Here is a 13036-nt window from a genome sequence, read left to right as displayed (position 1 = left end):
CTTGTCAGAGTTAATACGGATTCAGAACGATATTCATTGGCGAATAGGCTTCATGCTGTTCCTTTAGCGACCGGTCTGACGGTGTTGTATATCGCATGGTCGAGCGCGGGTCCGTATGCCCCAGGATAGCGGCGAGGTGTCGCATTGAACCGCCATTCTCCATGAACATCGTGGCTGACGTGTGGCGAAATAGGTGTAAGAATACGTTCGCGTCGATGCCGGCTTTCCTCGAATGCTTCTTGATACGGTCTCTTAGCCTATCGTCGCGTAATCTTCGGCCTTGTTTTGTTAAGAATATGTATTCCGATTCAAACTCACCGTTCATATTAATAAGTATTTTTAGTAGCCGCAAGGTACTATTCGATACTGGAACGGACCGTCCTTTACGGGTCTTTACTATGTCTGCGTCAAAGTGGAGCATGCCGAGTTTGAAGTCGATGCTTTCTTCTTTAAGTGACAGTATTTCGCCAACTCTCGCAAAACTATCAATCAGAACATTTATTGCTACAAAATCTCTGAAATCCGGATATTCTGTTAAATCTATGGATTCAAGCAACTGCTGAAGTTCTTCTACTGTGAGTATCCGTATTTTATTCTCAGGCTCCTTCACTTTCCCGACACGCGCAGCCGGATTACTCGGTATAACGCCTTCCTCATGAAGAAAACGAAACATTGCTTTGATCGCTTTCATCTTTGTATTGACGGTGACCGGGCTCAATCCTAATGTCATGTTTTCCTGACTTTTATGGGGATGACCGCTCCATTTTAATTGGCCGTAAAGCATCCACCCCATATAAGAGCGTAGTAACTCCGGGGTTACTGACGAGAATACCTTCTCTATATCGCGTTTGTCTAGATAACCGCAGAAATACCGATAATACTCCTCGTATGATTCCACTGTTCGAGGTGATCTACCTTCGGAAATCTTAGCATTGATGAATATTTCAAACAAATAATCGAGTTGCTTATCTGCCGCCTTAACACTCCTTACCAATCTGTATTTTTCAATATCCGAGCTATTGACCATTCGGGACAACCTTTCTATGCATGTATTAGGCCACTCTCCAGTATAGCGTATTTTGGCAGGTTGAGTTATATTGGCAATATTATGTACTATCGAGTAATCACTAATGTTTACGGCTACCGTATTGCGAAAAATAGCGCCCGATCCGCTTAGGACCGAGCGCGTTCGCATTTCTTTACATTCGTTCCAATGGCGAGAACTTCGCGTGCTGTGTTGATATGTCTGTACTGAACAGATTTACGTACATTCTAACGATCTCCAATGAGGTATGGCCTAAGATTTTCTGCAGACTGAACGAATCGCCTCCGTTCATAATATACATCTTCGCAAACGTATGGCGGAACGTATGTGGCGACACTCTCACCCCTTTAATCCGCGCAGCCTGTCCGTAAAGTTGGATCGCCTGCTGGATACCCCGCACTTGGAACGGATTATTATCGATGTTCACAAACAGTCGCGGAGTTGTTAGATAACCACGCATTTCCGTATACTCACGCAGGTGTTTATCTAACGTACGACTAAACGGTACTAAGCGCTCCTTACGACCCTTCCCATAAACCTTCAACATACGATCACGCCAGTCAATGGAGGTAACTTCCAAACCTTCAAGTTCACTGACGCGAATGCCCGTGTCCAAGAGCGTCAGCATAATCACATAATCTCGATAGCCCGTAAATGTTACGCGATTAGGCGCATCGAGCAGCGCCTTTATTTGCGCGTTGCTGAATGTTTCGATTATACGCTTTTCCGATTTAACGGTGCCTACGCCTTTAAACGGATTACTATCGACGTAGCCTTCTGTATACAACCAATTAAAGAACGCGCGCCAGCCTCGGATTAACTTATTAATCGTTGCGTCCGAGGGTGTTTCCGCACGTCCCCGTTTAATCTTCGAGCTCCGTTTCGTGTCCAGCGCGGTAAGGACGTGATCCCGCGTGACGTCAATCGGTCTCTCTACGTTTTGCGCGGTTAATTGAGTGCGCAATTCCTTCGTTGTATCGCGGTAATAGCTTAGAGTTGTATCTGAGAGGTTTCGTATGCGGCAGTAGCGCAGGAATGCGGTTTGTGCGGCTTCAAAGTCCGTAGACTCTAGCGGTAATTCTGTTGCGGATGAATTGCGGCCGGCAGCCGCGAGGTTAACGCGCCGGCTCCGTTCTGCTGCCATATAAATAAACGCCTCCATTCGTTCTATCCGTCAGTAATAACGAATAAAGCGAATGCAGGCGTACAGGTTTCCGTTTAATATGATTCGTAGGACTAGCGTAAGTTTTACCGTTAGGGATACGTACCGACACCGCAATGCTATGCGAATCGGATGCGTAAGTATGCGCACAAATTTTTAAGTCCTGTGCGTCTGCCTGTTCCGCCACCCCGGCATGATAACAGCGTTGTTAACGCGACAATAAATATATTATCATGGTTTCTGTGGATACGCAATCATAATTTTTATTTAGTGTATACTTATCAAAAAGGCCCGCTCAGCCGGAGCCGATACGGACCTCTTGTATTGCAGGACTAGCGGCGTTCGCGTTCGCTGCTTCTGTTTCTCATGCCAGCCAGACCGAGCAAACCTACCAATCCTAGCCAGCCCCAATTGGAGCCGTTGTCGTTGTCTGTTGCATTAGTGGTCGTGCTTGTAGCCCGGTATCTGCCTGTTTGCGTGGTGTTAGACAGGGGAGAGACCGTGCTGTTATCTCCGGTGCGTACCTTGTCTCTCATGATCGTATCATTGTTGCGCAGGGTGCCGGTCGTATTATTTAACATAGTGTTACCCTGTTCGTTCATCATCCGGGTGCCGGTACCCATACGGTCATTCGTAGATGAACCGTTATATATCGGTGCCGTTCCGCCCATACCGGCTGTACCGGAAGCGTTGGATGCATATCCTACTCCCAGCAGGCTCATGGATAAAATCGTGCCGCAGGCAAGACTTGTAATCAGCTTGTTCAAAATGTGATACCCCCTTGTGTGGTTTGTCGCTGATAATTTTCCCCTGCGGCGTGTAATCTATGCAAAGAATTTTATACAGTTACCACATTCACTGTCTTGCTCGCAGGATCATAAGTCACCTTGGCGCCAAGAGCTTCAGCCAATACCCGCACAGGAACATAGGTGGTCCCCTTATCCAGCACTCCAACCATAAGCTTAACTCCGTTCAGATTGACCGTAATTTCCACATCTTTATTCACTTCACCCTCACCTCCGGTAATCCGGCTTAAAGCTTCCTTCTCCTGCTGAGCGGTCGGACGCTGGCCTCTCTTAAGCTGTGCAACAGTCAGTCCAAAAGCCATCTGCAAATGGGAATAATCCTTAAAAGAAGTCCAGTCCCCGCCCCATTCGAATCCCAACTTTTTCGCTTCCTGTACGACCTCCTGCCAGTCTGCCAGCTTGTCTCCATCCCCATTCAGGTTCATGTCCCAAGAGATGTTCTGCCCACCCGGAAGCAGCAGCGCGAAGTCCATGGCTAAGCCATAATTATGATAGCTGCTGCCACCTCTGGCATTGGTTACAATATTCCCCTTTCGGGTTCTCCCCTGCTCATACAGTGCATTCTGTTCGGCTATGGTGCGCATGCCCTGTGTAATGACAATGGGGATGCCTTTGGCATAACAACGCTGAATCAAGACATTTGCAGCCATCAACAAGACGGGATGAAGACCGCCGAGCCGGGCTGCCGATTTATTAATCACCTCATCTAAAGTCAGCATCTAATCCCCTCCTGGTACAGTAAATGCCCTTTATTCTGCTGTTGCTTGTACGCTGTTCCCTTAAATCTATAAAAAAGAAGACCCCGATTCATCACGGAGCCTGAGTATCTATCCTATAGGGTTGTACGTGTAACCACCTTCCGCACATTTTTTTCGGGATGATTCCTATCCGAACAGGCTATTCTATAAGCGAAAGGTGGGATGACAAAATGGACATTCACAGTGACAGCTACAAAATTGCGGAATTGAGTAGACAGGACCAGGCGCTGCAGATCATCCGCCAAGCCGAAACGGCAATTGCCCAGATCAATGGCAACAAGCCGGTGACCCTGATCGCTTATGAGAGGACCGAAGCCCAATTCCATACCTAAAGAACAAGGTTCACTCCACAAAGTTGTCCTCACTGCCTATTCAGACGATATACGCCTCCACAATATTATCGACATCAATCCACTTCCATTCCTCCGCCCACTGCAGCTTGATCTCGCGCGAGTGGGTGTGGATGGAGGTCACAAATCCGTTCAGCAGCTTCTTCTCAAAAGCATCAAACACCACTAGCGTTACCCGGACATGACTCCGTAGTGACAGTGCCAGCGTATACTCAATCTCCTCCAGCTTCTGTTTATCCAGAAACGGCTTCCCGCGGTGCAGAGTTTCCAATTCTTCATTCCGAATCCGGCTTGTATGATCCGGTAGCATCATTCGGCTGCTCATCCCCAGGCCATTCCCTTCCAGCTTTTTTCCCATTATGTCCCTCCTCCCAGAATTATTCTTGATTCCATTCACCGATTGCGTTCCACTATAACCGAACGTATGTTTGTATTATATGCCTTTATCTGCTTCTTAAGCAATCAGAAAAAAATGTAAATAGCAAGTAAAAAAGCGCCCACAGTTTTTCTGTGCAGCGCCTCTATAATACCTGAGTGTGTCCTTTTTACTTAACGTCAGATACCGATGTTCCAGAACCGGACTTTGCATTCGTGTCTGTAGAGTCTGTATTAGCTTGCTTACCTGCTGCATCAGTGCCGCTGTCTGTCCCGGACAACGTTCCCTCTGCCGCACTTTCCGGCTCAATCAGCCCCGCGGCTGCTCTGGCTTCATTCAGCTTGGAGATCCCGTACAGCATCGCAACGTCCGCCTGCTGGTTCATATCGTTGAACTCATCGGCTGTAACGTCCGGGGAGGCGGCATCTTTTGCGGCCTTCTCTTTGATCGAGTACGCGCTCTGGAACGCAATTACCGACTCTTTCAGGAGCTTTTGAATATCTTCGGGCAGGCTTTTGGAAATCTTCACATCTTTGACTTCATCGGCGATATCAGTAGCAGTATCCTGAAATTGATCTATCGCCTTTTCCATTTCTTTGTCTGATGCTTTTCCACTTGAAAACGAGGTTAGGGTTGTGTTGAACTCTTCCAATGAGGATTTGCCCAGTTCATCAAATTTTGACATTTCATTATAAAAGCTTTGCACCTTCTCCTGTACCTCTTCATGGGAAGCAGGTGCCGAAGTACTATTGCTGCAGGCGCTCAGAATCACCACTACCATTAATAACACTGCCAGTAAGGCTTGTCTCATATTTATATCCCTCCAATTAACAGAATAATAGCGAGTTTTGTAAAGTGCAACTGAAAATTATGTAAAATTAGGATGAATGGAACATTTGACAGAAATGAAGCGTATTCATTGATTCAGTGAGTAATATTTAATAAAAAGAATCACAAGCAGTGTCTGGAAATCTTTGTTTGTACTATAATGATTTCATTATGACTGACAGAAAGGAAGATTGACCATGCCTTATTGCACAAGCTGTGGAGCAGAATACGAGCAAGGCGCCAAATTTTGCGGAGAATGTGGAGCAAGTACGGAGGGAGACTCGGCTGCACATATACGCCGACCGTCAGCTGGAAGTGTACCCGGATCGGGCTCAGGGCCTGAAGTCGAGCTGTGGCAGGGTAAACCAGCCGGTATTGCTGACCGCCTCAAAGGCATTGTGCGGCTGAACACAACCACATATACGATCACCAGCCAGCGTATTATGGTCAAAACCGGACTGATTGGCAAGGACGTTGAAGAAATCGAGCTGCTGCGAGTGAATGACTTCTCTGTGGACCAGTCGATCATGCAGCGTATTCTCGGCATCGGGATGCTTACGATATTTTCGGACGATGCTTCATCACCGCAGCTGCTATTCCGCAGAATCCGCCAACCCCAAACCGTTAAGGATGTACTCCGCAAAGCGGTACGCGATGAAAAAATCGCCAACAATATCAGCTACCGCGAACAAATCTAACCCGCTGGTCTGCCTCGTAGGGAGGATAGAACGCCTCAGCCGGATTAACGCCTTAAACCTGGCTGGGGCTGTCCCCACATCTGAACCGTTCGCGCATTGCTCTGTTTTTCATACGATTATGTATGTTTCTTTCCCCGGTTATCTGGAATACCTCATCGGAAGAAGCTCGGCTGCATTCACCTTGATCACTCTTCCCTCAACAGGCACAATTACCTTGCAATCCTTGCCGTAATCGGCGATCAGCTCTCTGCACATGCCGCAGGGCGAGACGACTTTGATCTCCTCCTCAGGGTTGTCAGGATCGGGATGTCTTACCGCGACTATCAGATCAAACTCCTTGTATCCCTCCGATATAGCCTTACCTATCACCATCGCTTCTGCGCAGACCGTAACTCTGGATAGACTGGCTTCCACATGAACGGCGGTGAAGATTTCTCCCGTCTTGGTCCGCAGAGCCGCTCCCACATGGTGACGTTCCCACTCATAACGTTTCGTGATGATCTCCTGTGCGGAGGCAATCAAATTCTGATCCTCTGAAGTAATCTCATATTCCATTAACCTTACCCCCTTTTTACTATTTTCAGTATACTAAAGGAGGCTATATTTAAGATATACTGGTTAAGTCTGCGTATGCTTTAAGCGCAGGCTTACAAACTTATAGGGGGCAGCACAGTGAAGTCCAAGAAATTCATCCCGAGTCTCATCATCATCCTGGTGCTTTTGGCCGCCGCATACTGGTATGAGGAGAATGGTCCGCTGCCTGGCAGTCAGAACTCCACAGAAGATACTGATGTTGTCCAGCTGGACTTTCCAAGTGACCGTTATCCGGAGACTGCTCAGCACATTCAAGATGCTATCCGAAGTGGAGAGTCGTCCATTTGCACTATCGACCGGCAGGAAGCTGAAGAGAACCGTAAAGAGTCACTGAAGGGGATTCCGACCAAAAAAGGCTATGACCGCGATGAATGGCCGATGGCCATGTGCGAGGAAGGCGGAAGCGGAGCTGACATCGAATACATAACGCCAAAAGATAACCGCGGGGCTGGCAGCTGGGTGGGCAATCAATTGGAGGAGCTGCCTGACGGAACGCGAGTAGAATTCATGTTCAGATAGCGCACACATTGATCGTGGAAACCCGTATAGCCCTATCAGGCTTTTAGCCTGACAGGGCAACAATCACGGCTGGAGATTCTAGAACATCCAGGCTCTGGTGATAATTACCAGAAGAATGAACAGTACCAGAATTGCACCTGTTGAAGTAAAGGGGCTGACAACCGGTACTACTGGGGGTCCCTGATTTACTCCACCGATATTATTTCCACAACCGCAACCATAATCTGCTCCCATTGTTAATTCCTCCTCTGAAATAATGACTACAGCACAGAATATGTTACAGGCCATTGTACTGCATGGGCCAATAGGCAAAGAAATTCCGATTCATCTAATTATGTAAGCCCAACCTTCCAAGCTGAAAACACTTGATATTACTATCTGATTGCTATATGCTTAGACACATAAGAACACAGGTTCGCGTAGTTTTAAGCCCTCTGGGCTTTTCTTTTGGCCATAAATACGAACATACGATCTTGTATCTGAGGTGAATCAAATGCATTCCTATTATCAAATGACTGCTCTGGAGAAATGGACGGAGGATTTATATGAACGGCTGGATATCTGTAAGCCGGCACAAATTTCGATTGCGTATATTGCCGAACGCCTGAATATTTGGGTTCATTATTTGGATGTGAGGAGCAAAGGGATTGAAGCCTCAGCCGGTATGTACAGTATGTTCATCGATAACCGGCTTTCTGGAGAACTGCAGCGCCTGGAATTTCTGCAGGAGCTTTGTCACCTGCTCCGTCATTCCGGCAGCCATACGCTGATGCCTGAGCAATATAGTCAAGCGGAACAGGATGAATCGGAACGCTTTATTTTGTATGCAGCAATGCCTTACTCCATAATCTCGAAGATGACCCTGCCTGAGCTCCGCGAAGAAGCGGTTCAGGAGCTTGCCGCCACTTTTCAGGTTCCCAGCGAATTGGCTCTGCAGCGGATCGATCAAATTCAGCGGCGTGTGTTCCAGGGGCAGTTAATAGCTGTTATGGAGAGAAATGAGGACAGAAAATTAATCCACAGACATATTCGCTAAATGCATAGGAGATAATATGCAGACACGAATCTGCTGCAATAGGAGCTCAAGCCATCAGACTTAAGCGAAATTACCCTTAGGGGGGAACGGTATGGAAGCCATCGAAATAATCCACCTATTATTGAACCATCCAGATTACAACGTGGACGCGGTGCATCCCGAAATCCCGGATTTTGTTGGTATCGAAGCCATTGAAGTGAACCATGAGACTCAGACTTTTTCCATTCTGCTGCAGGAACCTCAGGAAGATTAAGCCCTTATGCCGCAAGACTGGCCAATCCACAAAAAGTGACCCCGCCGGCATCCGGCAGGGTCCAATATCTTAATTAGGGGATATGCTATTAGTATATTCCTTCTAGCTTAAATACATATGAAATAGAGCTATTCTATTATAGATAAGAAAAAACCCTAACAAACTTTCGTTAGGGTACTAACACAGTGCAATTAGAATGCACCAGCTTGAGCTATTCCATTAAACGTAACAGGTCCTGCTATAGTTATTGCTGGTCCTGGACCTGTATCTACCGCATACATGGTATAGCGCAGCTCGCCCGAAGCAGGGACGGTCGGATGGAAATCTGCTGCGGTGAAAGAAATCAGATTGTACCCTGTGATCAAATCCACAATGGCGGTGTAGATTACAGTACCTGTACCACTAACTCCTGTTCCGCCTCTTTCTACAGTGACAGTCACTTGATTTGTGGCCACACCGACTACTCCAATCGTTCCCCAAAGCTCTATACGCACGTCTGCCTCATTAGGAGTACCGATCACTGCGGCTACCTGAAGACCTATGTCACCAAGTAAGATTGGTGTTACTTCTGGAATTGATGTTGTACCGGTAGGTCCCGCCAAGGCCGTTGAAGTTCTGGAATCAAGGAATTGAATTGGCATTTCACTCTCTCCTTTATATAAAGATTTCTTCCGGAAGATAGTACATTCTATGAGCCGGATCATAGTATTGTTTGTACTATCGACTCAATGGTATGAGTACAAAATAAAGCAACCAATTCATTACCTTTTACAATTATCACTGGCCTACTACATTGATACTTTGGCAAATTTGTAGAAAAGCAGCTTGAATCTGTGGAATAAAAGTCTCCGTTATCAAATACGTTAGCAAGCTTAAAAATATGGCCCTTCCCCACTCAAGCATATTCGCTTCTACGAGCCTATAAATAGCAAAAACCCCTTGCTAGGCAAGGGGTTTTGAGAAGTGGGCCCTACAGGACTCGAACCTGTGACCAATCGGTTATGAGCCGACCGCTCTAACCAACTGAGCTAAGGGCCCGGATCTAGGATTCCGTATATACAATGGCTGTCTGAGAAAATAAAATTGGTTGCGGGGGCAGGATTTGAACCTGCGGCCTTCGGGTTATGAGCCCGACGAGCTACCGGGCTGCTCCACCCCGCGTCAGTAATTATATTCAAACAGCGACAATAGATAATATACATCATATCCGGGTCAATAGTCAAGCATGATTTTGACCAATGGGTTCAAGGCAGAAAACGAACACCATAGCGGCCCTTGCGTGAACGGTATATTTCCACAAAACGCGGGTCATGATAGCCGTATATCCAGCCGTCCTGCTCCAGCCTCTTGGCCAGACATCCGGCTTGAAATCTCGTCCTGAACAGCTTCGCGAAGTATATCCAGTTCATGATACCTTCTTCTCCTTCTCCGCAAAATTATGATTGCTCTGTTGCTAAAGATATCATGCCCTGTTTCCTAAAAATAAGCCGCCGGTTTCCGGCGGCGGCTGTGTAATTTTCTGGGTGCGTCTTATTTGGTTGTTGGGCTTTTCCCAGGCCAGCCATTCTCAACATCAAAATACTTCTCAGGCTCTTTCTGCAGAGCCTTCAGCATGAGATTGCCCTGTTTCTCCCAGGCTTGAAGAGCACTGGCAACGGTTCGTTTGCCTTGATACACCTCAGTGAATAAGATCCGCCCGACATCATTGATCTGGGTAATTCCAGGAATGCGCGCCTGTAGACTGTCCATGGCCGGATCACTCGCCGGCAGTGGCTTCTGGATGCAGAACGGAGTAAGATCCAGACCTTTTTCCGGAGGTACATTATAATCTTTTCGTGAAGTCAGCTCGTAGCGGTTATGGGCTTTGATTTTGGCAACTCCGTTGCTGTTGACAAATTGGATCAGATCCCAGGCATCCTCTTTGTTTTGTGCCAATGTATTGACCGCCATCAAGCTGTAAAGCGTGGTTCCCATAGCTACCCCGGGCTTTTCTGCAAAGGTAGGTACGGACACGATGCCCCACTCAACAGGCTGGAAATTTTTAATGAGTGAGGCGTTCCTGTTGGCTGCTGTTAGCTCATTGATATAACCGTATTCGCCAACTGTCATAGCCGCTTTGCCTGTCAGAAACAAGTCGCCACCCACAGGAGAAGATTCGGGGTTACTAATTTCCTGCAAGCCCGGAATGATCTGTTTTTTGATCAGAAGGTTGAAATCCGTCCATACCTTGGTCCAGTAAGGAGTGTTTACGGTCATTTGCCCCCCATTATGATCGTACATCGCCAGCTGCAGCGGAGAAAGGTAGTTCAGCATATCCCAGAATGGATCATTCGCATAGCGGTTCAAGGCTAATCCATAGACGCGGCCTTTGTCCTGTTTGGACACTTTCGTAACCTTGGCAGCGACAGAGAACAATTTCTCCCAAGTCATCCCGTTCTCTGGGTAGGCTCCCCCGGCAGCATCGAATATCTTTTTGTTATAAAACAGTGCACTTGAAGAAAAGGTAGGGGTCAATGCATACAGTTGCCCTTTGCCCAGCTCCCGTATTCCGTCCAGTACCGTGGGAGCTATATTACTGAGATCGTAATGGTCACGATCAATCAGAGGCTGCAGCGGGTCCACCAAATTGTGGTCAGCCAGTCTTTTTAGCAGCGTATTATCGACAATAACCACATCCACCGGCTTAGCACCGCCCATAATCGCCCGCATACTGTCCAGGTTATCCGGACCCGCCACAGGATCTGGGATACTGAAGCGGAGCTTCTCGGTATCAATGGCCGGGACGAACTCCAGCTTAACCTCAGGATGCTGCAACTCATAGAGATCGGTAAACTGCTGACGGAAATAATTGTCGTCCTCCCCGCTCCACAAGCTCCCGATACGCAGTACCCGCTGCCCTTCAGAGCCCTTGGAACCCTCGGCGGCGGCACGAATCCCTCCTGCAGATGTAAGCGGCAGCACAAGTGCCGCACAGATGCCAAGTGACAGCCAGCGTTTGGCTGCCGTACTGATTCCCTTACTATTCATGAATAAATCCCCTCCTGGTCGAATTCTTATCTCCCTTACGGAAATAAAACTTTCCTATAATTAGCATTATAAGGATTGGTGCGGTCCAGGAAGTTACAGGCAGTTTAAAGATGCACTACGATTTCTTCATAGGATGATGCCAAAAATCCCCACCGTCAGGTGGGGATTAGAATGAAAGCTCTTTATGAATTCAGATCTTACACGCCAAAAGACGCCGGATCTTTACGCCATGATTGCAGCAGTTCTACATCGGTCTCGGCGATGGTGCCCTGGGCCAGAGCCACATCAATTAGAGTGGTGTAGTTGGACAGAGCCTGCAGCGGTATGCCTGCTGCGGTGAATGCTTCAGTGGCACGGTCCAGCTCATAGCTGAAAATGGCCAGCACGACCAGTGGTATGCCTCCCGCTTCCTGTACAGCCTGAGCGGCCTTGATGGAGCTGCCTCCGGTGGAGATCAGATCCTCGATCACGATGACCTTTTGGCCTGGCGTGATCAGGCCTTCGATCTGATTCTGTTTGCCGTGGCCTTTGGCCTTGTCACGGATATAAGCCATTGGCAGGTTAAGCTTGTCTGCTACCCAGGCAGCATGAGGAATACCAGCGGTAGCCGTGCCTGCAATCACTTCGGCATCCGGGTATGAACTCGCGATGGTTTCCACGAATGCATCGGCGATGTAGCTCCGGACTTCGGGAAAGGACAATGTCAGACGATTATCACAGTAGATGGGTGATTTAATACCGGAGGTCCAGGTAAAAGGATCCTGTGGACGCAGCGCCACCGCACCGATCTTCAGCAGGTAACGGGCGATCTGTTCACTTTTATTCAATAATGGGCTCATGCTTGGCTCATCTCCTCGATAATATTAAGTGCGGCCTGACGCGGGTCCTCCGAAGCTGTAATCGGCCGGCCGACAACCAGAAAGTGGCTTCCCTGAAGGATTGCTTGTCCGGGTGTCATCACGCGGGACTGGTCGTCCAGGGAGGCCCCTGCAGGACGAATTCCCGGCGTCACTGTGCGGAACTCCGGTCCGCAGGCAGCGGCGATAACTGCTGCTTCCTGCGGTGAAGCCACCACGCCGTGCAAGCCTGCTTCGGCTGCCAGCTTGGCATATCGCACAACAGTATCGGTTACCGAGCCTGAGATACCGATCTCGGTGTTCATGATCTCCTGGCTGGTGCTTGTAAGCTGTGTTACGGCGATTATGAGCGGAATACGCAGCGATGGATGCAGGCTTGCCGCTTTCGCTGCGCCTTCCAGCGCAGCAGTCATCATGGCCTTCCCCCCGGCTGCATGCACATTGAACATATCTACCCCCAGCATGGTCAGGCTCTCTGCTCCACCACGAACCGTATTCGGGATGTCATGCATTTTGACATCCAGGAATACGGAATAGCCACGCGTTTTCAGCTCTCTGATAAAGTCTGGACCAGCCGCATAAAACAGCTGCATACCCACTTTCATATAACATGGAATATCTTCCAGCTTCTCAATCAAAAGTTTGGCCTGGGCCACATCCGGATAATCGAGGGCAACCATGAGGCGGCCTGCCATTTCCTCACGCTTCTCCATTTGTCCGATATTCT

General features: G+C 48.2%; 18 protein-coding genes and 2 tRNA genes. 5 read left to right on the top strand and 15 right to left on the bottom strand.

Annotated features, from left to right (window positions below):
* Positions 1-10 precede the first annotated feature (10 nt).
* From AC0MA3_RS04415 to AC0MA3_RS04400, 4 genes are all read right to left on the bottom strand, one after another.
* Positions 11-1027: a tyrosine-type recombinase/integrase gene (locus tag AC0MA3_RS04415; protein ID WP_474655286.1), complete on the bottom strand. Its 1017-nt coding sequence runs from the start codon at positions 1025-1027 to the stop codon at positions 11-13.
* A 172-nt stretch (positions 1028-1199) separates the two neighbouring features.
* On the bottom strand, positions 1200-2189 hold the full coding sequence (locus AC0MA3_RS04410) for a tyrosine-type recombinase/integrase (protein WP_474655285.1): 990 nt from the start codon (positions 2187-2189) through the stop codon (positions 1200-1202).
* Between the two features lie 350 nt (positions 2190-2539).
* Positions 2540-2974 carry a WGxxGxxG family protein gene (locus tag AC0MA3_RS04405; protein ID WP_474655284.1) on the bottom strand — a complete coding sequence of 145 codons (435 nt, stop codon included), beginning with the start codon at positions 2972-2974 and terminating at the stop codon, positions 2540-2542.
* A gap of 71 nt (positions 2975-3045) precedes the next feature.
* Positions 3046-3732, bottom strand: coding sequence for a M15 family metallopeptidase (locus AC0MA3_RS04400; RefSeq protein ID WP_474655283.1), 687 nt, complete (start codon positions 3730-3732; stop codon positions 3046-3048).
* Positions 3733-3941: 209 nt separating this feature from the next.
* Between AC0MA3_RS04400 and AC0MA3_RS04395 the strand changes: the two genes are divergently transcribed.
* Positions 3942-4103, top strand: coding sequence for a hypothetical protein (locus AC0MA3_RS04395; protein ID WP_474655282.1), 162 nt, complete (start codon positions 3942-3944; stop codon positions 4101-4103).
* 40 nt (positions 4104-4143) lie between these two features.
* Here AC0MA3_RS04395 and AC0MA3_RS04390 read toward each other — a convergent pair whose 3' ends face one another.
* On the bottom strand, positions 4144-4479 hold the full coding sequence (locus AC0MA3_RS04390) for a YolD-like family protein (RefSeq protein ID WP_379161304.1): 336 nt from the start codon (positions 4477-4479) through the stop codon (positions 4144-4146).
* Positions 4480-4666: 187 nt separating this feature from the next.
* Positions 4667-5308 carry a hypothetical protein gene (locus AC0MA3_RS04385; protein WP_474655281.1) on the bottom strand — a complete coding sequence of 214 codons (642 nt, stop codon included), beginning with the start codon at positions 5306-5308 and terminating at the stop codon, positions 4667-4669.
* 214 nt (positions 5309-5522) lie between these two features.
* Between AC0MA3_RS04385 and AC0MA3_RS04380 the strand changes: the two genes are divergently transcribed.
* Entirely contained in the window at positions 5523-6023 is a 501-nt protein-coding gene (locus AC0MA3_RS04380; RefSeq protein ID WP_474655280.1) for a zinc ribbon domain-containing protein, read from the top strand.
* 138 nt (positions 6024-6161) lie between these two features.
* Here the strand turns inward: AC0MA3_RS04380 and AC0MA3_RS04375 are convergent, their stop codons facing one another.
* Positions 6162-6578: a cytidine deaminase gene (locus AC0MA3_RS04375; RefSeq protein ID WP_474655279.1), complete on the bottom strand. Its 417-nt coding sequence runs from the start codon at positions 6576-6578 to the stop codon at positions 6162-6164.
* Between the two features lie 117 nt (positions 6579-6695).
* Here AC0MA3_RS04375 and AC0MA3_RS04370 point away from each other — a divergent pair, with 117 nt between their 5' ends.
* Positions 6696-7136: a NucA/NucB deoxyribonuclease domain-containing protein gene (locus AC0MA3_RS04370; protein WP_379161296.1), complete on the top strand. Its 441-nt coding sequence runs from the start codon at positions 6696-6698 to the stop codon at positions 7134-7136.
* 78 nt (positions 7137-7214) lie between these two features.
* On the opposite strand, the gene AC0MA3_RS04365 is transcribed toward AC0MA3_RS04370, so the two are convergent.
* The gene (locus AC0MA3_RS04365; RefSeq protein ID WP_474655278.1) at positions 7215-7370 is read right to left on the bottom strand and encodes a YjcZ family sporulation protein; all 156 of its coding nucleotides are present in this window, start codon (positions 7368-7370) and stop codon (positions 7215-7217) included.
* Positions 7371-7629: 259 nt separating this feature from the next.
* Here AC0MA3_RS04365 and AC0MA3_RS04360 point away from each other — a divergent pair, with 259 nt between their 5' ends.
* The gene (locus AC0MA3_RS04360; RefSeq protein ID WP_474655277.1) at positions 7630-8172 is read left to right on the top strand and encodes an ImmA/IrrE family metallo-endopeptidase; all 543 of its coding nucleotides are present in this window, start codon (positions 7630-7632) and stop codon (positions 8170-8172) included.
* A 91-nt stretch (positions 8173-8263) separates the two neighbouring features.
* A complete protein-coding gene (locus AC0MA3_RS04355) occupies positions 8264-8425 on the top strand; it encodes a hypothetical protein (RefSeq protein WP_379161290.1) in 162 nt (53 codons plus the stop codon).
* A gap of 191 nt (positions 8426-8616) precedes the next feature.
* On the opposite strand, the gene AC0MA3_RS04350 is transcribed toward AC0MA3_RS04355, so the two are convergent.
* From AC0MA3_RS04350 to pyrF, 7 genes are all read right to left on the bottom strand, one after another.
* On the bottom strand, positions 8617-9066 hold the full coding sequence (locus AC0MA3_RS04350) for a hypothetical protein (RefSeq protein WP_474655276.1): 450 nt from the start codon (positions 9064-9066) through the stop codon (positions 8617-8619).
* 323 nt (positions 9067-9389) lie between these two features.
* Positions 9390-9463 (bottom strand) — tRNA-Ile (locus AC0MA3_RS04345).
* A gap of 46 nt (positions 9464-9509) precedes the next feature.
* Positions 9510-9586: transfer RNA gene (locus AC0MA3_RS04340), tRNA-Met, on the bottom strand.
* 83 nt (positions 9587-9669) lie between these two features.
* Entirely contained in the window at positions 9670-9834 is a 165-nt protein-coding gene (locus AC0MA3_RS04335) for a hypothetical protein (RefSeq protein WP_019909365.1), read from the bottom strand.
* A 121-nt stretch (positions 9835-9955) separates the two neighbouring features.
* Positions 9956-11452 carry an extracellular solute-binding protein gene (locus AC0MA3_RS04330; protein WP_474655275.1) on the bottom strand — a complete coding sequence of 499 codons (1497 nt, stop codon included), beginning with the start codon at positions 11450-11452 and terminating at the stop codon, positions 9956-9958.
* Between the two features lie 197 nt (positions 11453-11649).
* On the bottom strand, positions 11650-12291 hold the full coding sequence (gene pyrE / locus AC0MA3_RS04325) for an orotate phosphoribosyltransferase (protein WP_474655274.1): 642 nt from the start codon (positions 12289-12291) through the stop codon (positions 11650-11652).
* Positions 12288-13022 carry an orotidine-5'-phosphate decarboxylase gene (gene pyrF, locus AC0MA3_RS04320; protein ID WP_474655443.1) on the bottom strand — a complete coding sequence of 245 codons (735 nt, stop codon included), beginning with the start codon at positions 13020-13022 and terminating at the stop codon, positions 12288-12290. Before pyrF ends, pyrE begins: the two co-directional genes overlap by 4 nt.
* Positions 13023-13036 lie beyond the last annotated feature (14 nt).

This window comes from Paenibacillus sp. LS-5 (assembly GCF_056121505.1).
Note: the sequence above shows the minus strand (reverse complement) of the source record. Positions and strands in the feature narration are given on the sequence as shown.